The sequence below is a fragment of the Nonomuraea sp. NPDC049709 genome (genome assembly GCF_040674815.1).
Lineage (GTDB): Bacteria > Actinomycetota > Actinomycetes > Streptosporangiales > Streptosporangiaceae > Nonomuraea.
In genome coordinates this window covers 1-24247 of sequence record NZ_JBFANM010000039.1, presented here as the reverse complement: position 1 = coordinate 24247, position 24247 = coordinate 1, and the positions used below count along the sequence as shown (strand labels likewise).

General features: G+C 70.1%; 25 protein-coding genes and 1 pseudogene. 11 read left to right on the top strand and 15 right to left on the bottom strand.

The features are described 5' to 3' along the window. Nucleotides 1–56: 56 nt before the first annotated feature. From AB0J69_RS34015 to AB0J69_RS33995, 5 genes are all read right to left on the bottom strand, one after another. Nucleotides 57–1349 (bottom strand): HD domain-containing phosphohydrolase, encoded by a 1293-nt coding sequence (locus tag AB0J69_RS34015; RefSeq protein WP_364125820.1) that lies wholly within the window; start codon nucleotides 1347–1349, stop codon nucleotides 57–59. Then, the gene (locus AB0J69_RS34010) at nucleotides 1346–2701 is read right to left on the bottom strand and encodes an HD-GYP domain-containing protein (RefSeq protein ID WP_364125818.1); all 1356 of its coding nucleotides are present in this window, start codon (nucleotides 2699–2701) and stop codon (nucleotides 1346–1348) included. Before AB0J69_RS34010 ends, AB0J69_RS34015 begins: the two co-directional genes overlap by 4 nt. A gap of 222 nt (nucleotides 2702–2923) precedes the next feature. Beyond that, a complete protein-coding gene (locus AB0J69_RS34005; RefSeq protein ID WP_364125815.1) occupies nucleotides 2924–3865 on the bottom strand; it encodes an NAD-dependent epimerase/dehydratase family protein in 942 nt (313 codons plus the stop codon). 10 nt (nucleotides 3866–3875) lie between these two features. Then, entirely contained in the window at nucleotides 3876–4142 is a 267-nt protein-coding gene (gene rsrA, locus AB0J69_RS34000; protein WP_364125813.1) for a mycothiol system anti-sigma-R factor, read from the bottom strand. Next, entirely contained in the window at nucleotides 4139–4744 is a 606-nt protein-coding gene (locus AB0J69_RS33995; RefSeq protein WP_043624264.1) for a sigma-70 family RNA polymerase sigma factor, read from the bottom strand. The genes rsrA and AB0J69_RS33995 overlap by 4 nt, the downstream gene beginning before the upstream one ends. A 233-nt stretch (nucleotides 4745–4977) precedes the next feature. Here AB0J69_RS33995 and AB0J69_RS33990 point away from each other — a divergent pair, with 233 nt between their 5' ends. Further along, entirely contained in the window at nucleotides 4978–5718 is a 741-nt protein-coding gene (locus AB0J69_RS33990) for a methyltransferase domain-containing protein (protein WP_364125810.1), read from the top strand. A 54-nt stretch (nucleotides 5719–5772) separates the two neighbouring features. On the opposite strand, the gene AB0J69_RS33985 is transcribed toward AB0J69_RS33990, so the two are convergent. Beyond that, a complete protein-coding gene (locus AB0J69_RS33985) occupies nucleotides 5773–6105 on the bottom strand; it encodes a TraR/DksA family transcriptional regulator (protein ID WP_364125807.1) in 333 nt (110 codons plus the stop codon). A 154-nt stretch (nucleotides 6106–6259) separates the two neighbouring features. Further along, nucleotides 6260–7006 (bottom strand): SOS response-associated peptidase, encoded by a 747-nt coding sequence (locus AB0J69_RS33980; RefSeq protein ID WP_364125805.1) that lies wholly within the window; start codon nucleotides 7004–7006, stop codon nucleotides 6260–6262. Nucleotides 7007–7460: 454 nt separating this feature from the next. Here AB0J69_RS33980 and aroA point away from each other — a divergent pair, with 454 nt between their 5' ends. Both aroA and rsgA read left to right on the top strand, forming a co-directional pair. Further along, nucleotides 7461–8831 carry a 3-phosphoshikimate 1-carboxyvinyltransferase gene (gene aroA / locus AB0J69_RS33975; protein ID WP_364125803.1) on the top strand — a complete coding sequence of 457 codons (1371 nt, stop codon included), beginning with the start codon at nucleotides 7461–7463 and terminating at the stop codon, nucleotides 8829–8831. Between the two features lie 684 nt (nucleotides 8832–9515). Continuing rightward, nucleotides 9516–10559 (top strand): annotated as a pseudogene (rsgA, locus tag AB0J69_RS33970) (ribosome small subunit-dependent GTPase A); the annotation flags it as partial. 575 nt (nucleotides 10560–11134) lie between these two features. Here the strand turns inward: rsgA and AB0J69_RS33965 are convergent. Both AB0J69_RS33965 and AB0J69_RS33960 read right to left on the bottom strand, forming a co-directional pair. Next, on the bottom strand, nucleotides 11135–12010 hold the full coding sequence (locus AB0J69_RS33965) for a hypothetical protein (RefSeq protein ID WP_364125801.1): 876 nt from the start codon (nucleotides 12008–12010) through the stop codon (nucleotides 11135–11137). A 32-nt stretch (nucleotides 12011–12042) separates the two neighbouring features. Beyond that, nucleotides 12043–12498, bottom strand: a complete 456-nt coding sequence (locus AB0J69_RS33960; RefSeq protein ID WP_364125798.1) for a DUF4442 domain-containing protein — start codon at nucleotides 12496–12498, stop codon at nucleotides 12043–12045. Nucleotides 12499–12588: 90 nt separating this feature from the next. Here AB0J69_RS33960 and hisN point away from each other — a divergent pair, with 90 nt between their 5' ends. Further along, nucleotides 12589–13386, top strand: a complete 798-nt coding sequence (gene hisN / locus AB0J69_RS33955; protein WP_364125795.1) for a histidinol-phosphatase — start codon at nucleotides 12589–12591, stop codon at nucleotides 13384–13386. Here hisN and AB0J69_RS33950 read toward each other — a convergent pair. Both AB0J69_RS33950 and AB0J69_RS33945 read right to left on the bottom strand, forming a co-directional pair. After that, on the bottom strand, nucleotides 13383–13928 hold the full coding sequence (locus AB0J69_RS33950) for a right-handed parallel beta-helix repeat-containing protein (protein ID WP_364125793.1): 546 nt from the start codon (nucleotides 13926–13928) through the stop codon (nucleotides 13383–13385). The genes hisN and AB0J69_RS33950 overlap by 4 nt on opposite strands. Further along, nucleotides 13840–14898 carry a hypothetical protein gene (locus tag AB0J69_RS33945; RefSeq protein WP_364125791.1) on the bottom strand — a complete coding sequence of 353 codons (1059 nt, stop codon included), beginning with the start codon at nucleotides 14896–14898 and terminating at the stop codon, nucleotides 13840–13842. The genes AB0J69_RS33950 and AB0J69_RS33945 overlap by 89 nt, the downstream gene beginning before the upstream one ends. Nucleotides 14899–14955: 57 nt before the next feature. Here AB0J69_RS33945 and AB0J69_RS33940 point away from each other — a divergent pair, with 57 nt between their 5' ends. Then, on the top strand, nucleotides 14956–15819 hold the full coding sequence (locus AB0J69_RS33940; RefSeq protein WP_364125789.1) for a TetR/AcrR family transcriptional regulator: 864 nt from the start codon (nucleotides 14956–14958) through the stop codon (nucleotides 15817–15819). 15 nt (nucleotides 15820–15834) lie between these two features. On the opposite strand, the gene AB0J69_RS33935 is transcribed toward AB0J69_RS33940, so the two are convergent. Together AB0J69_RS33935 and AB0J69_RS33930 are read right to left on the bottom strand one after the other, a co-directional pair. Next, nucleotides 15835–16620, bottom strand: coding sequence for a fructosamine kinase family protein (locus AB0J69_RS33935; RefSeq protein WP_364125786.1), 786 nt, complete (start codon nucleotides 16618–16620; stop codon nucleotides 15835–15837). Continuing rightward, on the bottom strand, nucleotides 16617–17093 hold the full coding sequence (locus AB0J69_RS33930; RefSeq protein WP_364125783.1) for a low molecular weight protein-tyrosine-phosphatase: 477 nt from the start codon (nucleotides 17091–17093) through the stop codon (nucleotides 16617–16619). Before AB0J69_RS33930 ends, AB0J69_RS33935 begins: the two co-directional genes overlap by 4 nt. A gap of 121 nt (nucleotides 17094–17214) precedes the next feature. Between AB0J69_RS33930 and pstS the strand changes: the two genes are divergently transcribed. The 5 genes from pstS to AB0J69_RS33905 are packed head-to-tail and all read left to right on the top strand — an operon-like array spanning nucleotide 17215 to nucleotide 21700. Continuing rightward, a complete protein-coding gene (gene pstS / locus AB0J69_RS33925; RefSeq protein ID WP_364125781.1) occupies nucleotides 17215–18324 on the top strand; it encodes a phosphate ABC transporter substrate-binding protein PstS in 1110 nt (369 codons plus the stop codon). Between the two features lie 6 nt (nucleotides 18325–18330). Next, on the top strand, nucleotides 18331–19311 hold the full coding sequence (gene pstC, locus AB0J69_RS33920) for a phosphate ABC transporter permease subunit PstC (protein ID WP_364125778.1): 981 nt from the start codon (nucleotides 18331–18333) through the stop codon (nucleotides 19309–19311). Further along, entirely contained in the window at nucleotides 19308–20183 is an 876-nt protein-coding gene (pstA, locus tag AB0J69_RS33915; protein WP_364125775.1) for a phosphate ABC transporter permease PstA, read from the top strand. Before pstC ends, pstA begins: the two co-directional genes overlap by 4 nt. A 15-nt stretch (nucleotides 20184–20198) precedes the next feature. Then, the gene (pstB, locus tag AB0J69_RS33910; protein WP_364125773.1) at nucleotides 20199–20975 is read left to right on the top strand and encodes a phosphate ABC transporter ATP-binding protein PstB; all 777 of its coding nucleotides are present in this window, start codon (nucleotides 20199–20201) and stop codon (nucleotides 20973–20975) included. Next, nucleotides 20975–21700 (top strand): response regulator transcription factor, encoded by a 726-nt coding sequence (locus AB0J69_RS33905; RefSeq protein ID WP_364125770.1) that lies wholly within the window; start codon nucleotides 20975–20977, stop codon nucleotides 21698–21700. The genes pstB and AB0J69_RS33905 overlap by 1 nt, the downstream gene beginning before the upstream one ends. On the opposite strand, the gene AB0J69_RS33900 is transcribed toward AB0J69_RS33905, so the two are convergent. Together AB0J69_RS33900 and AB0J69_RS33895 are read right to left on the bottom strand one after the other, a co-directional pair. After that, nucleotides 21669–22625 (bottom strand): serine hydrolase, encoded by a 957-nt coding sequence (locus AB0J69_RS33900; protein ID WP_364125768.1) that lies wholly within the window; start codon nucleotides 22623–22625, stop codon nucleotides 21669–21671. The two genes, AB0J69_RS33905 and AB0J69_RS33900, sit on opposite strands and share 32 nt — an antisense overlap. 33 nt (nucleotides 22626–22658) lie before the next feature. Further along, nucleotides 22659–23546, bottom strand: coding sequence for a phenylalanine 4-monooxygenase (locus AB0J69_RS33895; RefSeq protein WP_364125766.1), 888 nt, complete (start codon nucleotides 23544–23546; stop codon nucleotides 22659–22661). A 126-nt stretch (nucleotides 23547–23672) separates the two neighbouring features. Between AB0J69_RS33895 and AB0J69_RS33890 the strand changes: the two genes are divergently transcribed. Then, nucleotides 23673–24140 carry an Lrp/AsnC family transcriptional regulator gene (locus AB0J69_RS33890; protein WP_364125764.1) on the top strand — a complete coding sequence of 156 codons (468 nt, stop codon included), beginning with the start codon at nucleotides 23673–23675 and terminating at the stop codon, nucleotides 24138–24140. Nucleotides 24141–24247: the final 107 nt, after the last annotated feature.

Genomic DNA, 24247 nt, shown 5'->3' with positions numbered 1-24247 from the left:
CGATCTGTAGGAACCCCACAAAGGCTGCCTCCCGGAGGCCGGACAGGCTGTAGGAGTCAGACCCGCCCGCGGTCGATCACCCGGGCGAGCGCCTCGACCGCATGGGAATCGTACGCGCTCCCCGAGGACAGTCGGATGCGCTCCAGCGCGGCACCCCCGCGATCGCGGTCGGTCGACGGCCCCACCAGGTCGTCGTAGGCGTTGGCCACCTTGATGATGCGGCTCGACAGCGGCGGGTCGTCGGTGACCGAATCGCACTGCCGGCTGACCACTTCGGCCACCCGGTCGAGCACGCCCGTCTGCCTGATCACCTCCGCGCCCAGCTCGGCGATGCGGCGCGCCTGCTCCGGCTCGGTCAGCACGGTGGCGCCGCCCGGGATCGGGTCGCGCAGCGAGAGCTGGCCGATGTCGTGCATCAGCGCGGCGTATTCGAGCTCGAGCAGCTCCGGCTCGGCCATGCCCAGCTCTCTGCCGATGGCCACGGCCAGGCGGCTGACCCGGCGCGAGTGACCGGGCTCGACGTAGCCGCCGACCTCGGTGACGCGCGACAGGGCGCGGACGGTCTGCAGGTAGGTGGCGCGGATCCCGGCGTATTTGCGGAAGGCCACCTGCGTCACCAGCAGCGGCGCGGCGAACACCAGCAGCGCCACCAGGTCCATGCTGTGCGTGGCCAGGGCCAGCAGCACGCCCGACGAGGCCACGGCGGCCCCCAGGGGGAAGGCCATGTTGAGCTCGTCGCGCACGGCCACCCTGAACGCCGTACGGACCTGCTCGGCCCGCAGCATGGCGGCGATCAGCACGTCGATCAGCAGGGTGATCGCGATGAGCGTGACCATGACCACGAGCGCCGGCCACCAGGTCCTGGTCGGCTCCTTCGTCAGCTCGTAGAGCGGGCCGGCCAGCGGCCGGAAGGCGAAGGCCAGCAGCGCGCCGGTGAGCAGCCGCCTGGCCATGGCGTCCAGGCGCGGCGGGCGGCCCACCGCCAGGTGCGGCAGCGCTCCCGCGATCATGCCGACCGCGATCACGGCGACGACCTGCAGCGCGGAGTGGCTCAGCGGGTTCTGGCTCAGGTCGAGCAGCAGCGTGTAGCCCAGCGCGGCGGCGGCGCCGATCGGCGCGACCTCCCGGTTGCCCGGCATGGTCAGCCTGGCCAGCTCGCCCACCGCGATCAACGCCCCGAACCCGACCGCGATCTCCGGGCGGTCGAGTCCGACGGCGGCGGTGTGCGCCACGCCCACGAGCGCGACCAGGCCCGCCGCGCAGATGAGCAGCAGCTGCCCGGAGTCGAGCCTGCGCAGGACGGTGTTCATCGACCGATCGGTACGCCTGACGCGCTCTGTGGTGATCATGGCCCCATCACGACCTGGATGGGCATGGTCGGGTCGTCGTGGTCCTTGATCGGGGTCTCGGTGGCCTCGGGCGGCGGCGGGTCCACGCGACGCGGCGGCTGCCACGGCTCGCGGTCCAGGGCCCGGATGAAGGCCGCCACCATCACGGGGTCGAAGTGGGTGCCCGCGCTCTTGCGCAGCTCGTCCACGGCCTCGGGGACCGGCCTGGCGCCCCGGTAGGAGCGGTCGGAGGTCATCGAGTCGAACGCGTCGGCCACCGCGATCACCTTGGCGAACTCGGGGATCTCGTCTCCGGCCAGGCCCATCGGGTAGCCGGTGCCGTCGTGGCGCTCGTGGTGGTGCATGATCCCGGCGTACGCCTCGTCGAGGAAGCCGATCCCGCGCACGATCTCCAGCCCCCGCATCGGGTGGAGCTGGATCGCGGCGAACTCCTCCTCGGTGAGCGGCCCGTCCTTCTGCAGCACCTTGGTCGGCACGCCGAGCTTGCCGACGTCGTGCAGCATGCCCGCGTAGCGGATGGCCCGGACCCGATCCAGCCCCATGCCGATCTCCTGCGCGATCATCGAGGAGGCGTGCGAGACCCGCGTGCAGTGGCCCCTGGTGTAGTAGTCCTTGGTCTCGACCGCCTGGCAGAGCGCGGCGATGGTGGCGTCGTAGGAGCGCTGCTGCGCGTGATACTGGCCGAACGCCCAGCGCGCCACGAACAGCGGCAGCAGCACCAGCACGGCCGAGATCGACGCCACGGTGGCCCACAACCCCGCCACGAGCAGCCCGAACGTGCCGTATCCCAGGTAGGACAGCAGGAACTGCGCCATCCCCCGCAGCGGCACCTCTGTGGCCCGCACGTGGGTGGCCAGCCCGATCATGGTGAGCGTGAGCGCGATGTTGAGCGGCACGAAGACCGCGGTGGCGGCGGCGTAGGGGCCGATGAGGTCGTCGAACGCGTTGACGCCCGGCACTCCCACCTTGCCGTGCAGCGCTTCGTACACCCGCCCGGCCACGTAGCCGCAGATGGCGAACTGGGCGCCGTTGAACAGCCGTTTGACCAGCGGCAGCCCCGGCCGCACGCTGAGGACCGCGGTGAGCCCCACCACCGCCGCGCCCTCCGGGCCGATCAGCACCACGGCCGCCAGCGAGGCGGAGAAGCTGACCGACACCGCGAACTGCTCCACGTTGAGCAGCGTCGGCATCGACTCGCACACCAGGAACAGCAGCGCGAGGACCAGGAGGATGTCCAGGTCCTCCGTGGCCACGGGCGTGCCGGAGACGATCACGTCACGTGCGATGAGAGCGGCCGCCGCGCCGATCACGGCGACCAGATAGACCCTTGCGGGCCACGGCAGATCACGCATTGCGGCCCCCCTACGGTGTTCAGGTCCAGGACACCCCGGGAGGAACCACCCCGCCGATCACCATGACCACCGGAGTGATCAGCACGATGGCCGTGAGCAGCCGGGCGACCGTCACCTTCAACATCCACATGCCTCCACGTCGACTTCTGGGGTTCACGCTACAGAAGACGACGCAACCGTATGGGCGGAGTCGGAAATCGCAAGCAAAGCGTAATCAATCAACTACCTGGTGCGACGCGCGGCAGCCCACTCGACGGTCTTCTTCAACCCGGTGGGCAGGTCGGTGCGCGGCTGCCAGCCGAGCCCGTCGTGGGCGGGCACCGGATCGACCGCCATCGCCGGCAGGTCGCCCGGGCGCGGGGGCGCGAAGCCGGGCTTGTCCTGGGCGCCGGCCGCGTCGGCGATCAGCGAGTGCAGGCGGCGGTCGGTGGTCTGGATGCCGGTGCCGAGGTTGAACCGGCGCCCGTCGCCGTCCTGCCCGCACGCCCGGACGAAGCCGTCGACCACATCGTCGACGTAGATGTAGTCGCGGGTCTGGGTGCCGTCGCCGTAGAGGACCGTGGGCGTGCCCTTGAGCAGGGAGTCGGTGAAGATCGACACGACTCCCGCCTCGCCGTCCGGCGACTGGCGCGGGCCGTAGACGTTGGAGAGCACCAGCGTGGTGTATTCGATGCCGTGCAGCGCTCGGAACGTGGCGAGGTAGATCTCGCCGCTCAGCTTCGAGGCGGCGTACGGCGAGCGCGGGTCGGTCGCCGCGTCACCGGGCACGGGGATCGTCGCCGGGCGGCCGTAGACGGCCACCGACGAGGCGAACACCACCTTGCGCGCGCGCCCCTCCTGGGCCGCGGCGAGCACGGACGCGGTGCCCTCGACGTTGAGCCGGGCGTCGTGCGCCGGGTCGGCCACGCTCTTGCGCACGCTGATCTGCGCGGCCAGATGGCAGACCACCTCCGGCCGCAACTCCGCCATCAGGCCGCTGAGGGCCCGATCGCGGATGTCCATCTCGTGCAACCTGAACCGGTCGCTGGTCGCGGCGCCGGTCAGGTTGTCCCTGCTGCCGGAGGACAGATCGTCCACCACGTCCACCTCGTGGCCGTCGGCCAGCAGGCGATCGACGAGATTCGAACCGATGAACCCGGCACCCCCGGTGACCAACACGCGCATGGGGTGAATCCTAGTCGGACAGCTCCGACCTCACCTGCGCGATGCGGGCCAGCACCTTCGAGCGCAGATCCGCGGGGACCGGGTCACAACCGCAGTGCTTGGCCACGAGCGCCTTGATCGCCTTGTCGAGGTCATATTCCTGCAGGCACGGGCTGCACTCGTCGAGGTGCACGCGGATGCCGGCGACGTCGCCCTCGGTCAGCTCACCGTCGAGGTAGGCGTAGACCTTGTCGAGCACCTCGCGACAGTCGGTGTCGTGCGGGTTGCCACAGCTCATTTCGATCCCTCCGCCGGGACCAGGCCACGCTCGCGAGCATAGTCCTCAAGGAGGCCCCGCAGCTGCCTGCGTCCCCTGTGCAGCCTCGACATCACAGTCCCGATGGGAGTGCCCATGATGTCGGCGATCTCCTTGTAGGGGAAGCCTTCGACGTCGGCCAGGTAGACCGCGATCCTGAACTCCTCGGGCAGGGCCGCGAGGGCCTGCTTGATGTCGCCGTCGGGGAGATGCTCGAGCGCCTCCACCTCGGCCGACTTCAGGCCGCTCGAGGTGTGGGACTCGGCCCGCGCGAGCTGCCAGTCCTCGATCTCCTCGGTGCCCGACTGCTTGGGCTCCCGCTGCTTCTTGCGGTAGCTGTTGATGAAGGTGTTGGTCAGGATCCGGTAGAGCCACGCCTTGAGATTCGTGCCCTGCTGGAACTGATGGAACGACGCGAACGCCTTGGCGAAGGTCTCCTGCAGCAGGTCCTCCGCGTCCGCGGGATTTCGGGTCATCCGGAGCGCGGCGGAGTAGAGCTGCTCGAGATACGGCATGACGTCGCGCTCGAATCGCTCGCTTCGCTGCTCCAGCGTCTCCGCGCCTGTCGCGGGCACCGGACCCACCCCCCTAAGATCACCGGTGGCCGGCTGTGGCGGAACACCGTACTCAGGGGAGGATACCCGCTGGCCCGTGACCAGTCGGTCAGCGGGCTGGGGGTCGACCAATGTGAGCATGCTCGTCGCAACACGCCCGCGCCCTTGTCTGTTCCCGCAAGATAGAAGGTACGAAGGACCCGGTGCGGGGAACGTCATACGTACCGGCTGGTAGCCCTTTTTCCGGAACCCAGGAGTCGCGTGTGCTGCCCATTCCGGCCGAGGAACTGAACGGCTCAGGGACGCTCGGGCCGTACTGGACCTTCTACCGCGCCGTCGCCGCCGAACAACTCAACCGATGGCTCCCCGGCGAACCCTCCGTGATCCTCGACCTCTCCGGCGGCCGCGGGCGATGGTCGGGTCAGGCCGCGAGAGCGGGGCACCGGGTGATCGAGGTGCTCGACTTCCGCCGGACCGTCGACGGGCAGTCCCGATTGCGCGACGCGGACCGCGTCCGCCACGTACGCGCCGACGATCTCGCGTTCCTGCCCGACGCGAGCGTGGACGCGGTGCTCGCCGAAGAGCGGGTGATGTCGATCGAGCTGATGGCCGAGTCGGCGATGAGCGATGTGGCCAGGGTGCTGCGGCCGGGCGGGCGGGCGCTGGTGTGCGTCGACTCGCTGGTGCTCGGCATGGCGATCCTGGCCGAGCAGGAGCAGTGGCAGCACCTGCGGCAGACCGGTGAGGTCATGCTCGTGCCGTGGCCCGACGGCAGCATCACGCGCTGCTTCAGCAGCGGGCAGCTGCGCGAGCTGCTGATGGGCGCCGGGCTCGAGGTGGAGTGGATGCGGCCGCGCACGGTGCTGTCGCCGTCCACGGTGGACCACGTGCTCGGGTCCGACGCGCGGGCGCTCAACTACCTGGTGCGCACGGAGCTCGAGGCACATCCGGACGACGACGACACGGTCGGCATCCACCTGGTGGCCAGCGTCCGCAAGGGGTGACCCGTCCGCTGGGTGCGGCGCCGCCGTTCTTCGTGTCCGGCGGCGTACGCGCTCTCAGCGACGGCGTTCCTTCTTGCCCTGGCACTGCACGCAGCGCGCGGCCTCAGGGCGGGCCTCCAGGCGACCTTCCGGCACCGGCGTGCCGCAGTCGACGCACCTGCCGTACACGCCTTCCTCAAGGCGTTTGATCGCCTCGATGACGGCGCGGCGCTGCGCGGTGGCCACGGTCAGCATGGCTTGGGCGCGGTCGTTGTCGGTCAGGTCCGAGCCGGCGTCCGCCGCCGAGTGCTCACGCACGGCGACAGGGTCGCCCTGCAGGACCCCGATCGAGCGGTCCAGCTCCGCGAGCATTTCTTCCAGCCGCTCACGAGCGGTCGTGACGTCCACGAATCCGCACCTCCGGGTGAGTGAGGGCAACCCGCGGCTAGGACTCCCCGGATGTCCCGCCCGGTGCAATTGGGGGCATTTTTGGCGGTGACATCGAGTAAACGGATGCATCGCTTTCCTCACCGGATGCCCACTTACCGTGCTTCTTACACCTTTAGAAAAGCGCGGTTTCCTCCTCTTCGGGGAGAGGTTTGATGAGGTCTGAACCATTGTTCCGTACGTTGTTGACATCCGTGGAGACCGCGTACGCGGTGAGCCGCCCCGACTCGGCGGGCACCAGCAGCTCCGCGGCCTGGGCGGTGTCGGTCAGCTTGGGGTCGAGCCACTCCGCCCAACGCTCCCGCTCGATCATCATGGGCATCCTGTCGTGGATGCGGCCGAGCTGGTCCTCGGCGTTCGTGGTGATGACGGTGCAGGTCACCAGCCACTTGAGCGGGTCGTCGTCGTCGCGCGACGGGTCCTTCCAGAACTCGTACAGGCCCGCCATGGCCAGCACCCCGCCGTCGGCCGGGTGGATGAAGTACGGCTGCTTCTTCTTCTTTTCGCCTTCGACCGGCATCCACTCGAAGTAGCCGTCGGCCGGCAGCAGGCACCTGCGCTTCGCGAACGCCTGCCGGAACGACGGCTTCTCGGCCAGCGTCTCCGCCCTGGCGTTGATCAGCCGCGAGCCGATCGACGGGTCCTTGGCCCAGGCCGGCACCAGGCCCCACTTCACGATCCTGAGCTGTCGTACCGCCCGCTCGGCCTCCTTGGGCACGCGGCTCAGCACGGCGTAGACGTTCTTGGTGGGCGCGACGTTGTAATCGGCGCCGAGCTCCTTTTCGGGGTCACCGTCCTGCTCGACCTGGAACTCCTCGAGCAGCTCGTGCTTCTTGCGCGCCGAGGCGTATCTACCGCACATGACCCCACACTGCCACGTCCGGCTTTCGCTCGCATGTCCGCCCAACCCGGGCCTCTGCCCGCACCCCCTGCCCGCCACCCGCCACCTCCACCCACTGCCGTCCGCCCGCCCTACCCTCCCCTGTCCTCGCCTGCTGTCCCCACCCGCTGTCCCCACCCGCTGTCCCCACCCGCTGTCCCCACCCGCTGCCCGCCGCCGCTGCCCGCTCCGCGACACGCCCGCTCGCCGGACCGCCGACACCCATGCCCCCACCCGCCTGACCGCCGCTCCCATCGTCGTCTCGTCACGCCCGCCGTCCCCGCCGTCCCCGTCGTACCCGCCGTCCCCTTCATGCCCGCCGTCCCCGTCGTGCCCGCTGTCCCCATCACCCACCTCATCCACAGGACACAACAGTGCGCCAGTCGTTATCCACAGGCTGTGACCCCCGCCCCGCCACGGCCAGTACTCTTTGACCATGCCCGCTCCGCACTGGCCCGCCCCGGCGGCGACCGGCCCGGTCGACGCCACCGTCCTGCTGCCCGGCTCCAAGTCGGTGACCAATCGTGCCCTCCTCCTCGCCGCGCTCGCCGACGGCCCGGGGGTCGTGCGGCAGGCGCTGCGCAGCCGAGACGCCGATCTGATGGTGGCGGCGCTGCGAGCCATGGGCACGACTCTGGAGTCCACCCGGGAGAGCGCCACGGGGGTCGACTGGCAGGTGACGCCCGGCCCGATCCGCGGCGGCGCGCACATCGACGCCGGCCTGGCGGGCACGGTGATGCGGTTCGTGCCGCCGGTGGCCGCGCTCGCCGACGGTCCCGTCTCCTTCGACGGCGACCCGCACGCGCGCAAGCGCCCGATGGGCCCCATCCTCGACGCCCTGCGCTCGCTCGGGGCGCGGATCGACAACGACGCCCTGCCGTTCACGATCAGCGGGCCGCTGACGGGCGGCGAGGTCACGCTGGACGCGTCGGGTTCGTCGCAGTTCGTCTCGGGCCTGCTGCTGGCGGCGGCGCGGTTCGAGAAGGGCATCACGATCCGCCACGTGGGCCCGCCGGTGCCCTCGCAGCCGCACATCGAGATGACGGTGGAGATGCTCCGGGCGGCCGGCGTCACGGTGGACGACGGCGAGCGCGACGTGTGGCGGGTGGAGCCCGGTCCGATCGCGGCCAGGGACATGACGGTGGAGCCCGACCTGTCCAACGCGGCCCCGTTCCTGGCGGCGGCGCTGGTGACCGGCGGCACGGTGACGATCCCCGGCTGGCCGGTGCACACCACGCAAGCGGGCGACGCCCTGCGCGACCTGCTCACCACCATGGGCGCGACGGTCACCCGCTCCTCCCCCGCCTCCGAAACCGGCGCCCCATCAGGCTCCGAATCAAGCTCTGAGTCAGGCTCGTCCGCGGGCGCAGGCGATCAGCGTCCCGCCTCCCGGACGACCGACCTCGTGGTCACGGGGACAGGCGAGATCACCGGCATCGACACCGACCTCCATGACGTGGGCGAGCTGACCCCGACGGTCGCCGCCCTGGCGGCACTGGCCTCCATGCCGAGCCGCATCCGGGGAGTGAGCCACCTGCGCGGCCACGAGACCGACCGGCTGGCCGCGCTCGCCACCGAGATCAACCGCCTCGGGGGCGACGCCGAGGAGACCGAGGACGGCCTGATCATCCGCCCCCGGCCGCTGCACGGCGGCACCTTCCACAGCTACGACGACCACCGCATGGCCACCGCCGGAGCCGTGATCGGCCTCGCGGTGCCCGGCGTCGAGGTGGAGAACATCGCGACGACCGCCAAGACCCTGCCGGAGTTCGTCCAGATGTGGACGGCGATGCTGGAAGCCCGATGACAGACGTCCTTCCAGGCGTGAGCAGGGCCGACGCACACCGGCCCGCGGGCGCTGGTTTCACCGCGAAAGCGCCGGGCACTTCGGAAAAGGGCGGCACGTGACGGCGCGCTGCCCGCATGGCGATGAAAAGATCCACCAGCACGACGCCGCCACCTGTCCAGGCCCAGGTGGCACCCGCACCACCAACACGGACTTCCCATATCGACAGACCAGCACCGCAGGTCGAGGCACCACCAGCACCGACCACACGAGACGGCGCGCCCCGGGCACCGGCCACACGTGCCGGTTCACGAAGAGCTCCGGCCACGTGTGGCGGCACACCAGCAGCACCGACCTCACGAGCCAGGGCACCACGGCCACCGGCCACGGGGGCCGGCGCACGAGAAACGCCGGCACCACGGGCCGGAGCACCCGGCACGTGGAACGACGCACCACGGACACCGGCGACGCGTGCCGGGGCCGGCGGATCATCGGCACCACGGCCCGGTGCTTCGCCACCGCAAGTCGAGGCACCGGCACCACGGGCCGGGGCACCGGCTACAACACGGAGCACTTCGGCGTGAGTGAGCCGGGTCCCAAGGGCCTGGCGCGTCACGGGTTCCGTCCGGCGGGCGGGGCCGCGGCCAGATGCCGCGGCGACCTCGTCCCGCAGCAAGGAATCATGCACAGAGCACAACAGAGGGGATGCGAGCGCATGGGAGCAGACCGCTGAGAAAGCGGGAGTACGACGAGGACGACGTACGGGTCAGGCCGGGCAAGGGCTCCCGGCCCCGGACCCGGATTCGTCCTGCGCATGAAGACGCCGTCGAAGGGTTCGTGGTGGCCGTGGACCGGGGCCGCTACACGACGCTGGTCGAGCCGGAGCGCCCGAAGGGGTCGGCCCAGAAGCGCAAGCAGCCCCAGCGCCGCCTCGTGGTGGCCATGAAGGCGCGCGAGCTGGGTCGCAAGGGCATCGTCGTGGGCGACCGGGTGGCCCTGGTCGGAGACGTCTCGGGCCGTCCCGACACGCTGGCCCGGGTCGTACGCGTGGAGCCGCGCACGTCGATGTTGCGCCGCTCGGCCGACGACACCGAGGACACTGACGGCATCGAGCGCCCGGTCGTGGCCAACGCCGACCAGCTCGTCATCGTGACCGCGCTGGCCGACCCGCCGCCGCGGCCCCGCATGATCGACCGGATCCTGGTGGCGGCCTTCGACGCCGAGATCGACACCCTGCTCTGCCTCACCAAGTCCGACCTCGCCTCGCCCGACGAGCTGGTGGCCCTCTACGAGCCGCTGGGCGTTTCGCACGTCGTGGTCCACAAGGGCGGTTCCCTGGACGAGCTGCGCGATCACCTGACAGGCCGCATCAGCGTCCTGGTGGGCCATTCGGGCGTGGGCAAGTCCACGCTGGTCAACGCCCTCGTCCCCGACGCCAACCGCGCCGTCTCCCAGGTCAACGCGGTGACCGGCCGCGGCCGTCACACCTCCACCTCCGCCGTGGCCCTGGAGTTGCCGGAGGGGGGCTGGATCATCGACACGCCCGGCGTACGCAGCTTCGGGCTGGCACACGTGTCGGTGGAGACGGTGCTGGCGGCGTTCCCCGACCTGATCGAGGCAACGGTGGACTGCCCGAAGGGCTGCACCCATCTCGGGGAGGGCTGCGCGCTGGACGCGTTGGTCGCGGCGGGCAAAGCCGACCCGGCCCGCCTGGAGTCCCTGCGCCGCCTGCTGTCCAGCCGCGAGGGCACCCCCGACGACCCCACCGCACCCCGCCGCGAACCGACCTCCCCAGACGGCCCAACCGAAACCCGCCGCCAAGCCCCCGCCGCCCTCTCCACCGCAGATGCCCTCGGCTCGGAGGACATCGACCCAGAGGACCCCGACGCAGAAGACCTCGACGCGGAAGACCTCGACGCGGAAGACCTCGACGCGGAAGACCTCGACGCAGAAGACCTCGACGCGGAAGACCTCGACGCAGAAGACCTCGACGCAGAAGACCTCGACGCAGAGAGCCCCGTTGCAGAGGGCACCCCCACTGAGGACCGCGACGCAGAGGACTCCGAAGCAACGAGCCCCGACGCAGAGGGCACTCCCGCAGAGGACCCCGACGCTGAGAGCCCCGACGGAAACCGCGGCCGACTCACCGCACACAACCCTGCCGAACCCAGCCCCACGCCGGACGCACCGAAGAAGACCCGCCGCTAGGGAGCCATGCGGTCACGGTCGGCACCGAGGAGAGCCGCCGCCCCACGGCCGTCACGGACGACGCCGAGAGATATCCCCCCGCAGGACCGTCTCCGGCGACGCCTCCCTGACGGTCGTCACGGTCGCATGGCGGCGGCCAGGTCCCAGGCGTCGACGGGGCGGATGGTCGGCAGCACGGCGAGCAGTTGCGCCTCCGTCGCCCACGCGCTATGGACCTCCACCAGCGCGTCACCCCGCACGGCCAACACCGATGTGCTGCCCACCTCGGTACGGACCCAGCTCCCGCCCCAAACCTCCCGGCAGGTGGCCGGCAGCCCCTCACCCACCCGGGTGCCGTCCAGCCGGGACTGCGACTCGCATGCCTCCCGAGCGGTCTTCTCGTGCACCGATGCGACGAAGACGGACAGATCACCCTGATCGAATCGCCGCTCGTACGAGAGCCCGAGCACGTCCGCCACGGCGCCCTCCTCCAGATCGGCGAAGACCAGTCGGTGCTCCGGCAGGTCGGGCGCGACGACGGGCACCCCCTTCGACGCCATCTGCCACGTCACACCGGCCATCCTGATCACGTCCGCCCCCACCCACGAGGCGGTGCACAGAGCGACGACCACCCCGAGCGTGGTGAGGCGAAGGGCCAGGTGCATCGGCATGACCAGGGCCCCGGCGAAGGTGAAGGCGCCCGCGCCGACGCCCATGAGGATGAGGCGGCCGCCCCATTCACCGATGCCCAAGTCGCCGGCGAGCGAGGCATCGACGCCGACGGCGAGCGTCAACAAGAAGTAGAAGATGACAATCATCGGCCCCAGCACCGACACCAGCCACCAATGCGGCAATTTGCCCCACCAGCACAGCGCCATGCTCACCGGGAAGGGTACGAACACCATCGCCAGGAACGCGAGCAGGACGTTCCGCTCGGACACACAGACCACGAGAACGGACTCACCGAGCCCGATCACCGCACCCACGAGGGCGATCCGGATCAAGGCGTTCATACCCGATCATCGCCCATGATCGCCTTCGGCTGTCAAGGCCGGTTCGGGCGCAGGGTCCACGTAACCGTCAGGGCGGAGACCACCACGCCGTCGGCGTTCGTGACCTCCACGGCGACGTCGAACACCGGCCGCTCCCCCGCGTCCAGCCGGGCCACGACCTCCTCCCGGCTCGCCAGCAGCCTGGCCTCGGCCCGCACCTCTCCCTCGGCGACCTTCCGGAACTCGATGGTGGCGGTGGTCGGCAGCGGCATCGCCCGGCTCAGCTGGTCGCCCAGCGACGACAGCACGGCGGCCCCCGACGCGGACTCCGCGAGCGTGAAGAGCACCCCCGCGTGCGGCCCGCCCACATGGTTGCGGAATTCCGCGCGGTCGGGAACGTGGCAAATCGCCCGCCCGTCCGCCACCGAATCAAAAACGATGCCCAATGTCTGGGCAAAAGGGACCGACTGGAGCATCAGCGCACCGACATCTACCGACATGATGGACATGCTACTGGTCGGTAACTGGAATGCGGGTTACCAGAAAAGGGGCGATGGTGACTGATGTTCGGTATACCCGACACGGTAGCGTGGGCGATCGTGCAGGGTTATTCCGATGATCTTCGCCTCGCGCATGTCATGGCGGACGCCGCCGATGACATGACCATGCGGCGGTTCAAGGCTGTCGACCTCAAGGTCGAGACCAAGCCCGATCTGACGCCGGTCAGCGATGCCGACCGCGCGGTGGAGGAGGCGATCCGCGGCACGCTGCGCCGCGCCAGGCCGCGCGACGCGGTCGTGGGCGAGGAGTTCGGCAAGACCGGGTGGGGCGCCCGGTCGTGGATCATCGACCCCATCGACGGCACCAAGAACTACGTACGCGGCGTGCCCGTGTGGGCGACCCTGATCGCGCTCATGGAGTACGGCAAGGTCGTCGTCGGCCTGGTCTCGGCCCCCGCGCTCGGCCGGCGCTGGTGGGCGGCGACCGAGGGCGGGGCGTGGACCGGCAAGAGCCTGACCAAGGCGTCCCGCATGCAGGTGTCGTCCGTGTCCGTCCTGGAGGACGCCTCGTTCTCGTACTCGAGCTTCGGCGGCTGGGAGAAGACGGGCCGGCTCGACAACTTCCTCGACCTCAGCCGCGCCTGCTGGCGCACGAGGGCGTACGGCGACTTCTGGTCGCACATGATGGTCGCCGAGGGGTCGGTGGACCTGTCGGCCGAGCCCGAGCTGTCGCCGTGGGACATGGCGGCGCTCACCGTGATCGTCGAGGAGGCCGGCGGCGTCTGGACCGACGTGGCCGGGGTGAAGGGCCTTGAGGGCGGCAGCCTCGTCTGCACGAACGGCGTCCTGCACGACGAGGTGCTCAACCGCCTCAACGGCACCACCGTCAAGAGCTAGGTCCGCAGCAGACCGGTCCTGGCCTGGATGCCGGCGGTGGCGGCGTTCAGCTCCCGTTCATCTTTGATGGTCGCGTTCCCCTCGTACGTGACCCCGGCCGGCGGATCGTCGTGCCCCAGCGGGTCGGCGTCCCAGAAGTTGCCCCGGTAGACCACGTTCTCCAGCGGCGGCCCGACGTGCAGCACGGCGGTGTTGTCGGCCCGCATGACGACGTTCTCCTCGACGGTCACCCAGCTGGCCCCGTAGTCGGTGTAGAGCCCGAAGTTGTACGGCGTGCGCGTGTCCTTGATGACGCAGCCCCGCGTGCCGGTCACGGAGATCCCCGGCGACCCGCTGTACTCCAGCCCCACGCGACGCACCCGGTTGTCCTCGATCGTGGTCGCCCGGCTCCCGGACACCACGATCGCCCCGGCGGACAGCGTGTCGAAGTCGCAGCCGCGTACGGTGAGGCCGTCACCCCCGGAGACGCCCAGCCCGGAGGCTCCCAGGCGGGTGAACCGGCAGCCCTCGATCACCACGCCGGACACCTCGGCGAACGTCACGCAGGCAGGGATCGTGACGGAATGAACGGGATACGTCACGGACCCGCCCTCCCCCACGAACGCCGTCTCGACGCCGCCGCCCTCGTGGTAACCGCTGCCGTGATAGTGCGGGAAGCCCTCCGGCCGGCCGGGCCCGCACCCATGTGGCGTCGGCGAACACCAGCCCCTCGAACGAGACGTCCCGCGCCCCGGCGACGCTCAGCAGCGTCTCCAGGACCGGCGCGACCACCCGCGTACGCGCGGGATCCTCGCCGGGAAGGGGCAGGTACAGCAGCACGTGATGCCCCGGCCGGGACCGGTCGAGCACGAAGGTGCCCGGCTCGCGCAGGAAGCTCGCGTCGTTCTCGACGGCGGTGGGCAGGCCGGGACCGGCGGAGATGTTGCCCGCCCAGGTGGAGTTGTAAAGCTCGACGGCCCGCCCGAAGCCGGGCTCCGCCATGGTGATCACCGTCGAGTCACCGTCGGCCGAGATGCGGGCCACCCCGAGGCGGGCCTCCGTCCACGGATAGACGCCCCGGTAGACGAACTCGACGTCCCGCCACTCGCGCGGCGCGGCACTGTCGGTGACGTAGCCGGTGGCGGTCACGACCGCCGTCCCGGGCAGGCCGGGGACGGCGGCGCGGACGGCCCGGCGGCCCTCCACGTACAGCTGGCGGGTCTCGAGGTCGCCGACCTCGGCCCGCCAGACGCCGTCCCGCACCCGCCACCCGGCGATGCGCCGGCCGCCGCTCACGACGGCCTCCTCCCGCGCGGAGGTCCCGTGCCCGTACGCCCGATAGACGGTCCCCGAGTCGGCCTCGGTGAGCTCGAACGGGCGGGTCAGCACGTGCGTCCCGGCCCTGAGGTGCACGACGGCCTCGCCCGGGGCCTCGCGGGCCGCCGACCGGGCACGTTCGCGGGCGGCGAACGGGCGCTCGACGGAGCCGGGCCAGGAGTCGTCCCCGGATGGCGCGACGTGGAAGTGGAACATCCAACCGCCTTTCGATGTTTATGCTGTACACGAATTAGTACACCATAAACTAGGAAGATGCCAATGACGCGGGACCCGGACGACGGCGTCGAGCTGCTGTGGCGGGAGGAGGAGCGCGAGCCGCGCCCCGGCCTCAGCCTGGGCAGGATCGTGCGCACCGCGATCGAGCTGGCCGACGCCGAGGGCCTGGAGGGCCTGTCCATGCGCAAGGTCGCCGACCGGCTCGGCTTCACGACCATGTCGCTCTACCGCCACGTGCCCGGCCGCGACCAGCTCGTCGACCTCATGCGCGACGAGGCCATGGGCGAGCACACGGACGAGCCCCCGAAGAGGGCCACGAAAGAGCCCCCGTCACAGGAGGGCTGGCGGCCGCGGCTGGAGGCGGTCGCCAGGCAGGCGTGGCGGATCCGCGAGCGGCACCCCTGGCTGGCCGAGGTGCGCGGCAGCCGCCACCTGCCCGGCCCCAACGCCGTCGCCCACTACGACTACATGCTGGCCACCCTCACCGGCACCGCGTTGCGGCCGTCGGAGGTGATCGCGGTCATCGGCCTGGTCGGCCGGTTCGTGGACGCCGAGGCCCTGCTCCTGCTGGAGACCCGGCGCGAGGAGCGCCGCAGCGGCGTGTCCGAGGAGGAGTGGTGGGGCGCCCGCGACTCCCTCTTCGAGCGCCTCGACCAATACCCCACGATCTCCGGCCTCTGGGAGAGCGGCGGCTGGGACCACCCGGAGGACTCCTTCGAGTTCGGCCTGCGCCGCCTCCTGGACGGCATCGAGGCCCTCATCCGCGAGCGTGACGAAACACGTGGCGAAAACTGCCTGGAATGCGGCACCCCACTGGAGCCGGCCGAGTCGGGCCGCCCTCGCGTCTACTGCTCCCGCGCCTGCCGGCAACGCGCGTACCGCAAACGCAGGACCGGCTGAGGCGGCGGGATCGGCTCAGAGCGCCAGCACCCGCCGCACCGCGCTCATCAGGCTGTCCCGGTATCCGCCCCCGAACAGCACCACGTGCACGAGCAGCGGATGGAGCTGGTGCAGCGGCACCCGCTCCCGCCACCCCTCGGCCGGCGGCCACTCCTCCCGGTACGCCCCCAGCACCCGATCGAGGTACGGCAGCCCGAACAGGTCCAGCATCGCCAGATCTGTCTCCCGATGCCCGCCGTGGGCCGCCGGATCGATCAGCACCCCGTCGCCGCCGGACCACAACACGTTCCCGCTCCACAGGTCCCCATGGATCCGCGCCACCGGCTCGGCCGGCCCCGCGACCTCGCCGAAGCGCGACACAGCCCGCTCCACCAGCACGACGTCCGACGCGGGCAGCCGCGCCATCCGCAGGAACGGCAGCACCCGCCGCTCCGCGTAGAACGACGGCCAGTCGCCGGCGGGCGAGTTGTCCATCGGCAGCTCGGCGATGAACCCCGGCCACGGCGCGCCGAACCCCGGCGCCCCCGAGCGATGCAGCCGGGCCAGCGACCGCCCGAACCGCTCGGCGGCCGCGGCGGTGGGCCGCTCCTGGCGTACCCAGGAGAGCACCAGCCGGTCGGGCCCCACGTCGATCACCTCGGGCACCGCGGCGGCCTCGCCCAGCCAGCGCAGCCCGGCGGCCTCCGAGGCGAAGATCTCGGAAGCCGCCCCGCTCTTGGCGAACACCTCGCGCCCGTCGTCCAGCACGCCCCGCCGCAGCCGCCAGCCGTGCGATGAGCCCAGATCCTCAGTGAACCTCACTTGGGAATCTCGTCGGCGATGTGCTTGGCCACACCCTCGGAAGCGGCTTCCACCAGCCCGAGCACCTCCTCGAACCCCTCGGGCCCCCCGTAGTACGGATCCGGCACCTCGGCCCCCTCCGGCGCGGCCGGATCGAAGGAGCGGAACAGCCGCACCTCCACCCCGGCCGGGGCGAGCCGCCGGAGGTTGGAGACGTTGTCCCGGTCCATGGCCAGCACGAGGTCGTAGCGGTCGAACCAGTCCTTGGTGAACTGCCGGGCCCGATGCGTCGAGCCGTCGTAGCCGTGCTGGGCCAGGATCTCCAGCGCCCGCTCGTCCATCGGATCCCCGACGTGCCAGCCGCCGGTCCCGGCGCTCTCGACGGTGACGCGGTCGCCCAGTCCGCGGTCGGCGAGGGTCTGACGGAGCACGACCTCGGCCATCGGCGAGCGGCAGATGTTCCCCATGCACACCAGGCATACGCGATAAGTCATAACACCCATCATGAGGGTGACCTGGTGCGTTCACCGAACGTTCACCCTCGTTGGGGGGTCTGAGTCACCTTCGCTGCATAGCTTTCATGGCGACTAAGGACCAAGTGGGAGGAACCCAACCGTGAAGTATGCAGGCCGGCTCGCCGCCGTCGCCGTCGTCGGCGCGCTCTCGCTCGCTGCGTGCGGCACAGACAACAACGCCGGGACCAGCGGCACCAGCTCCGCTTCTGCCAGCGCCCCCGCCGCGGGCAATGACAACGGTCTGAGCGGCGCGATCAACGCCGCGGGCTCCTCGGCCCAGGCCAACGCGATCACCGAGTGGACGAAGAACTTCACGGCCACCAACCCCGGTGTCACCCTGAACTACCAGCCCAGCGGCTCGGGCGCGGGTGTGCAGGCGTTCATTCAGGGCCAGGTCGCCTTCGCCGGTTCCGACTCGGCGCTGAAGGAGGACGAGCCCGCCCAGGCCGACGCCCGGTGCAAGACCGGCAAGGCGATCAACATCCCGATGGTGACCGGCCCGGTCGCGGTCGTCTACAACCTGCCCGGTGTCGAGGGCCTGCAGCTGACGCCCAAGACGCTCGGCGGGATCTTCAGCAGCAAGATCACCAAGTGGGACGACGCCGCCATCAAGGCCGACAACCCCGACGCCACGCTGCCCTCCACCCCGATCCAGGCCTTCCACCGCTCGGACGAGTCGGGCACCAGCGACAACTTCACCAAGTTCCTCAAGGCCACCGCCGAGTGGCCGTACGAGCCCGCCAAGGCCTGGCCGGCCGAGGCCAAGGGCCAGGGCGCCAAGGGCTCCGACGGCATCGCCTCCTCGGTCAAGGACACCGAGGGTGCCATCAGCTACGTCGAGCTCTCCTTCGCCGAGAACTCCTCGCTGCAGAAGGCCAAGGTCGCCAACGGCGCGGGCGAGTTCGTCGAGCTCACCCCGGAGAGCGCGGCCAAGACGGTCGAGACCGCCGAGATCAAGGGCACCGGCAACGACCTGGCCCTGTCGATCGACTACGCCACCAAGACCGCGGGTGCCTACCCGATCGTCCTGGTGACGTACGAGATCACCTGCGAGAAGGGCCTGCCGGCCGACCAGCAGAAGATCGTCAAGAGCTTCCTCACCTACACGGCCAGCGACGAGGGCCAGGCAGCGCTCAAGGAGCTGGGCTACGCCCCGCTGTCGGGAGCTCTGCTCACCAAGGTCCGGACCGCCGTCGAGGCGATCTCCTAACACCCCATGACCACCAACGTACGCACCCGTGATGGCGGGCCGGCCACGAGCCGGTCCGCCTCGCGGCGCAGCCATGGTGAAGGGCCCTTCCGCTTCGTCTCCACCGCGGCGGGCGTCATCCTGCTGGCGATCATGGCGGCCATCGCCGTCTTCCTCATCAGCGAGGCGATCCCCGCCCTGCAGGCGAACAAGGGCAGCTTCTTCCTCGACCTGACCTGGGAGCCCAACAGCAGCGGCGTGTTCGGCATCGGCGCTCTGGCGTTCGGTACCGTGCTCAGCTCCGGCATCGCCCTCGTCATCGCGACCCCCATCGCGGTCGGCGTGGCGCTGTTCATCTCCCACTACGCGCCCCGCAGGCTCGCCGCCCCGCTCGGCTACCTGATCGACCTGCTCGCCGCCGTCCCCAGCGTCGTCTACGGCCTGTGGGGCCTGGCGTTCCTGGTGCCGCTGATCAGGACGCCGTCGCAGTGGCTCAACGAGCACCTCGGCTGGTTCCCGCTGTTCGCCGGCGAGGGCGCCATCGGCGGCAAGACCATGATCGCCGGATCGATCGTGCTGGCCATCATGATCCTGCCGATCATCGCGGCCATCACACGCGAGGTGTTCCTCCAGGCACCGAAGATGAACGAGGAAGCGGCGCTCGCGCTCGGCGCCACCCGCTGGGAAATGATCAGAATGGCCGTGCTGCCGTTCGGCCGTCCCGGTGTCATCAGCGCCGCCATGCTCGGCCTCGGCCGCGCCATGGGCGAGACCATCGCGGTCGCGCTGATCTTCCCCGCCACCTTCGACATCACCTTCGAGATCCTCACCCCGCACGCCAACAGCATCGCCGCCAACATCGCCAACGGCTTCGGCGAGGCCACCGAGATCGGCCGGGGCGCCCTGATCGCGTCCGGTCTGGTGCTGTTCGTCATCACGTTGCTGGTCAACATGGGCGCGCGCCTGATCATCAACCGCCGCAAGGAGTACGCGAGGGCCGGCGCATGACCTCGATCCAACACATCTCGACCAGCCGCCGGATCAAGGACCGGGTCGTCCAGGGCCTGGTCTACCTGGCGTTCGCGCTGGCCGTGGTGCCGCTCATCTCGGTGCTCTGGCTGGTCATCTCCAACGGCCTGGCCCGGTTCGACCTTGAGTTCCTCACGCACTCGATGAACGGCATCGGGGCGAGGGACGCCGGCGGCGGCGCGTACCACGCGATCATCGGAACCCTGGAACAGATCCTGCTCTCCTCGGTCATCTCGGTGCCGATCGGTCTGTTCACCGCGATCTACCTGGTCGAATACGGCAACAACGGCCGGCTGAGCCGCGCCATCAGCTTCTTCGTGGACGTCATGACCGGCGTCCCTTCGGTCGTTGCCGGCCTGTTCATCTTCGCGTTCTGGATCCTCTTCCTCGGCTTCGAGTACTCCGGCTGGGCGGGCGCGCTGGCGCTGTCCATCCTGATGATGCCGACGGTCGTCCGGTCCGCGGAGGAGATGCTCCGGCTGGTGCCCAACGACCTGCGCGAGGCCTCGTACGCGCTGGGCGTGCCCAAGTGGCGCACCATCGTCAAGGTCGTGCTGCCGACCGCGTTCACCGGCATCGTCACCGGCGTCATGCTGGCCGTGGCCCGCGTCGCCGGTGAGACCGCGCCGCTGCTGATGACGGTGTTCTTCACGAACTCCATCAACAACGACCCGTTCTCCGGGCCCCAGATGGGCCTTCCCCTCTTCGTCTTCGACCAGGCGGCCCGTCCCAACGACACCGCCGTCGACCGGGCGTGGACCGGAGCCCTCACGCTCATCCTGATCGTCATGCTGCTCAACCTGGTGGCGCGCCTGATCGCCTGGTGGCGCTCGCCCGCCAGGGGCCGATAGGGGGTAATCACCGCAATGTCCAAGCAGATCCAGGTCTCGGGTCTCGACGCGTACTACGGGTCGCACAAGGCGATCGAGGACGTGTCGATGACCATCGAGCCCCGCTCGATCACCGCGTTCATCGGCCCGTCCGGGTGCGGCAAGTCGACGTTCCTGCGCACGCTCAACCGCATGCACGAGGTGATCCCTGGTGCTCGCGTGGAGGGCAAGGTGCTGCTCGACGGCGACGACCTGTACGCCCCCACCGTCGAGCCCGTCTCGGTCCGCCGGATGATCGGCATGGTCTTCCAGCGCCCGAACCCGTTCCCCACGATGTCGATCTACGAGAACGTGGCCGCCGGCCTCCGCCTCAACGGCCGCGTCAGCAAGTCGCAGATGGACGGCATCGTCGAGGAGTCGCTCAAGGGCGCCAACCTCTGGAACGAGGTCAAGGACCGCCTCAGCAAGCCGGGCGCGGGCCTGTCCGGCGGTCAGCAGCAGCGGCTCTGCATCGCCCGGGCCATCGCGGTCAAGCCGCAGGTCCTGCTGATGGACGAGCCGTGCTCGGCGCTCGACCCGATCTCCACGCTGGCCATCGAGGACCTGATGGCCAAGCTCAAGGACGAGTACACGATCGTCATCGTCACCCACAACATGCAGCAGGCCGCCCGGGTCAGCGACAGGACCGCGTTCTTCAACCTGGCCGAGCAGGGCAAGCCGGGCAAGGTCATCGAGATGGACGAGACCTCCCGCATGTTCACCAACCCGACCGAGAAGGCCACGGAAGACTACATCACGGGGCGCTTCGGCTGATGACCCAACAGCAGGCGGCATCCACGATGAACGGGGACACGAGGACCAAGCCCGTACTGCTCATCGCCGACCCCGACGACTCCGTCGTGGAGGACGTGGCCACGGCCCTCGAACGCGAGGGCGTGGCCGTCACGGGGGCGTCCGACGGTGCTCAAGGGCTGCTGCAGGCGGGGGCCCTGCAGCCGGACGTGGTGCTCGTCTCGGCCACGCTGCCGGTCATCGACGCGGTGGAGTTCGTACGCGCGGTACGCCTGGCGCGGGCCGTGCCCGTGCTGCTCGGCGTCGGCGAGGGGCACGCCGAGCAGGCCGTACGCGCGCTCGCGGCAGGGGCCGCCGCCTGCGTGGCCAGGCCCTACCGGGTGCCGGAACTGCTGCCGTTCATCCAGGCGGCCTCGCCCGAGTCCCGCAAGGTGCTCGCCGTGGGCGGGGTCGAGCTGGACGTACAGGCCTACCAGGTACGCGTGGCCGGGCGAGCCGTGCACCTGCCGTTGCGGGAGTTCGAGCTGCTGCAGTATCTGATGCGCAACGCCGACCGCACGGTGACGCGCGAGCAGATCATGCGCCACGTCTGGCACGCCGCCGCGAACACCTCGACGAACACGATCGCGGTACACGTCAAGCGGCTGCGGGCCCGCCTGGGTGACGAGGACGACCGGCTCATCCAGACCGTACGCGGGGTGGGCTACCGGCTGGTCACCCCGGGCATCGCCGAAAGTCCTGCATGATCCGCTTGGTCACGCCTTCGACCGTCGCTATGCCGTACGCCACCTCTGGGCTCCCCTCGGTGAGTACGGCAACGGCGTAGTCGCGCCCGTCGCCCCTGATCAGCCCTACGCTGATCGTGGCCCAGCGCTTGGTCGAGACGCGCTTGAGCCAGCCGTTCTTCAGCGCCACGCGGTCGCCCTCGCACGCGGCGGCGCTGATGCCCCAGTCCTGGCCGTCGACCACCGCGCCCATGAGCCTGAGCACCTGCTCGCGATCGCCGGCCTTGAGCGGGCTCTTCCCGGACACCAGCGCCGCCATGAGGCGTACCTGGTCATCCACCGACGTCCTGGTGATCCCCCAGCAATACAGGTCAAGGCAGTCACCGGCCACGCCCCGCGTGTGCTTCAGCCCGAGCCTCCTCCCAGCCGCGTCGAACCCGCCCACCCCGCCGATCCGCAGCCACAGGCGGTCCGCGGCATGGTTGTCGCTGTAGCGGATCATCAGCTCGGCATCGCGCCGGACCGCGGCCGGCAGCTTCTTCCACGGCGTACGCAGCAGCAACGCCATGAGGATCTGCACCTTGGCCGTGCTGGCCGCGATCAGCCGCTCGCCCGCGTGATAGCGGTAGACCCGCCCGGTCGCCAGATCCTTCACCATGGCCGTGACCGGCCCCGGCCGCCCGGCCAGATAGCGGTCGAGCCGCTCGGTGATGCGTTTGTCCGGAACCGCCGGCACGGAGGCCGTCCCCAGGCTCTCCACCATCATCCTGGCCTGCTTCGCCCCGGGCAGGACGGTGACCGGACCCGCGAGGTGCACGCTGCCGGGCGAGGGCACGGCGGCGGAGCCCACCTCCGGAGGCGCCGGCCCCTTCACCCATATCAACGGCATGACCAGGGCGAGCGCGATGACCAGTCGTGGTATCGCCTTGGCCCTGGCCGCGATCACCCGAGCATTATCACGAAATTTCGCGACATGCCGCTAGACACCGGCGGCGATCAGTTTCGCGATCGAGTCGTCGTCGCAGGTGGCCCAGAATCCTCCCACGACGTCCTCCAGGTGCTGGACCGACTCGGCCCGGAACAGCACGTCCTGATATTTCGTGATGTCGTACTGCGTGGCGCCCATGAGAGCCAGGTCCAGCGGCCGGATGTCCATCCCCCGGAACTCCTCGATCTCCCCGTACGAGGACAGGATCCCCGCCCCGTACGCCTTGAGCTCGTCCGCCTCCCGCATCACCCCGAACTCCAGCGTGAACCAGAACACCTTGGAGATGAACTCCAGCGCCTCCTCCCCCTCGACCCGCCGCGCGGCCTGCCCCGCCAGCCGGTAGAGAGCGGCGTACCGAGGGTGCGCCAGGGCGTTGGCGTGCCCGATCACCTCATGGATGACATCGGGCTCAGGAGTGTAGAAGGGCACGGAATGATGCCGGATGTACTGCGTGGAGTGGAAGAACCCGTCCGCCAGCACCCCGTAGAACTCCCGCAGCGGCACCAGCCCGGCCGCGGGCAGATACCGGAACCCGGTCAACGGTTCCAGCAGCTCCGACACCTCTTCGAGCTGCGGGATCCGGTCGCCCGGCAGCCCCAGCCGCGCCGCCCCCGCCAGATACTCGGCCGTGGCGTACCTGGCGTGCTTGACCCCCAGCTCCCTGGTGACCGTCCGCCAGACCTCGTGCTCCTGCTCGGTGTACTCCGCGGCCGGAATGGGCGTGCCCGGCCGGTAGTTCACCGCCAGCCCGGCGATCGCGTTCCGCCGCTCCCGGTACACCGGGTCCGCGAACCCCGGATGCGACGCCGACAGCTCGACCACCACGGACCCATCCTCCTGGGCCGCGACCGGGGCAAAATACTGTGCTTCCTCAAACATGCCCCAAATGACAGCAACTCCAGCTTTTCCTGGCAAGAGCGCCCAATTCTACTGCGCGATACGCTGGATTTCGCACGACAAACGACCCCGATCCTGGTCGAATCGCACAGTGTAGGAGGAGGCGCCATGGACGATCTAGACGCCAGGCTGCTGGTCACCATGCGCGCCAATCCCCGCATCGGCCTGACCGAACTGGCCCGGCTCCTCGGAGTCGCCAGAGGCACCGTCCAGGCCCGGGTGGAGAAGCTCACCGCGAGGGGTGTCATCGAGGATTTCGGCCCCACCGTGTCGCCGGCCAGGTCCGGGTATCCGATCCTGGCGTTCGTGTGGCTGCAGATAGCTCAGGGGCGCCTGGACGAGGCCGTGGCGGCGCTGCGGGCCGTGCCCGAGATCCTGGAGGTCCATGGGACGAGCGGCCAGCACGACCTGCTGTGCCGCGTGGTGGCCCGCACGACCGACCACCTCCAGCAGATCATCGCCCACGTGCTGGCGTCCCCGGCCATCCAGCGCACGGACACCACGATCGCGCTCTCCACCCAGATCCCCCACCGGATAGAGCCACTCCTCCAGGCCGCCGTCACCGACCACCCCTGACCGCAAACGCAGAAAGGGCCCCGACGCGTTGGCGTCGGGGCCCTCCCATAAAGATTGTCCGGCGGTGACCTACTCTCCCACACCCTCCCGAGTGCAGTACCATCGGC

What these genes read in the sequence shown, in the direction of transcription:
- AB0J69_RS34015 (WP_364125820.1), bottom strand. Translation starts at nt 1,349, where the DNA reads ATGATCACCACAGAGCGCGTCAGGCGTACCGATCGGTCGATGAACACC.
- AB0J69_RS33905 (WP_364125770.1), top strand. Translation starts at nt 20,975, where the DNA reads ATGACCCAACAGCAGGCGGCATCCACGATGAACGGGGACACGAGGACC.
- AB0J69_RS33940 (WP_364125789.1), top strand. Translation starts at nt 14,956, where the DNA reads ATGCCAATGACGCGGGACCCGGACGACGGCGTCGAGCTGCTGTGGCGG.
- AB0J69_RS33890 (WP_364125764.1), top strand. Translation starts at nt 23,673, where the DNA reads ATGGACGATCTAGACGCCAGGCTGCTGGTCACCATGCGCGCCAATCCC.
- AB0J69_RS33965 (WP_364125801.1), bottom strand. Translation starts at nt 12,010, where the DNA reads ATGAACGCCTTGATCCGGATCGCCCTCGTGGGTGCGGTGATCGGGCTC.
- AB0J69_RS33960 (WP_364125798.1), bottom strand. Translation starts at nt 12,498, where the DNA reads ATGTCCATCATGTCGGTAGATGTCGGTGCGCTGATGCTCCAGTCGGTC.
- AB0J69_RS33930 (WP_364125783.1), bottom strand. Translation starts at nt 17,093, where the DNA reads ATGACTTATCGCGTATGCCTGGTGTGCATGGGGAACATCTGCCGCTCG.
- pstA (WP_364125775.1), top strand. Translation starts at nt 19,308, where the DNA reads ATGACCTCGATCCAACACATCTCGACCAGCCGCCGGATCAAGGACCGG.
- AB0J69_RS33895 (WP_364125766.1), bottom strand. Translation starts at nt 23,546, where the DNA reads ATGTTTGAGGAAGCACAGTATTTTGCCCCGGTCGCGGCCCAGGAGGAT.
- AB0J69_RS33945 (WP_364125791.1), bottom strand. Translation starts at nt 14,898, where the DNA reads ATGTTCCACTTCCACGTCGCGCCATCCGGGGACGACTCCTGGCCCGGC.
- AB0J69_RS34005 (WP_364125815.1), bottom strand. Translation starts at nt 3,865, where the DNA reads ATGCGCGTGTTGGTCACCGGGGGTGCCGGGTTCATCGGTTCGAATCTC.
- AB0J69_RS33980 (WP_364125805.1), bottom strand. Translation starts at nt 7,006, where the DNA reads ATGTGCGGTAGATACGCCTCGGCGCGCAAGAAGCACGAGCTGCTCGAG.
- aroA (WP_364125803.1), top strand. Translation starts at nt 7,461, where the DNA reads ATGCCCGCTCCGCACTGGCCCGCCCCGGCGGCGACCGGCCCGGTCGAC.
- AB0J69_RS34010 (WP_364125818.1), bottom strand. Translation starts at nt 2,701, where the DNA reads ATGCGTGATCTGCCGTGGCCCGCAAGGGTCTATCTGGTCGCCGTGATC.
- pstB (WP_364125773.1), top strand. Translation starts at nt 20,199, where the DNA reads ATGTCCAAGCAGATCCAGGTCTCGGGTCTCGACGCGTACTACGGGTCG.
- rsrA (WP_364125813.1), bottom strand. Translation starts at nt 4,142, where the DNA reads ATGAGCTGTGGCAACCCGCACGACACCGACTGTCGCGAGGTGCTCGAC.
- pstC (WP_364125778.1), top strand. Translation starts at nt 18,331, where the DNA reads ATGACCACCAACGTACGCACCCGTGATGGCGGGCCGGCCACGAGCCGG.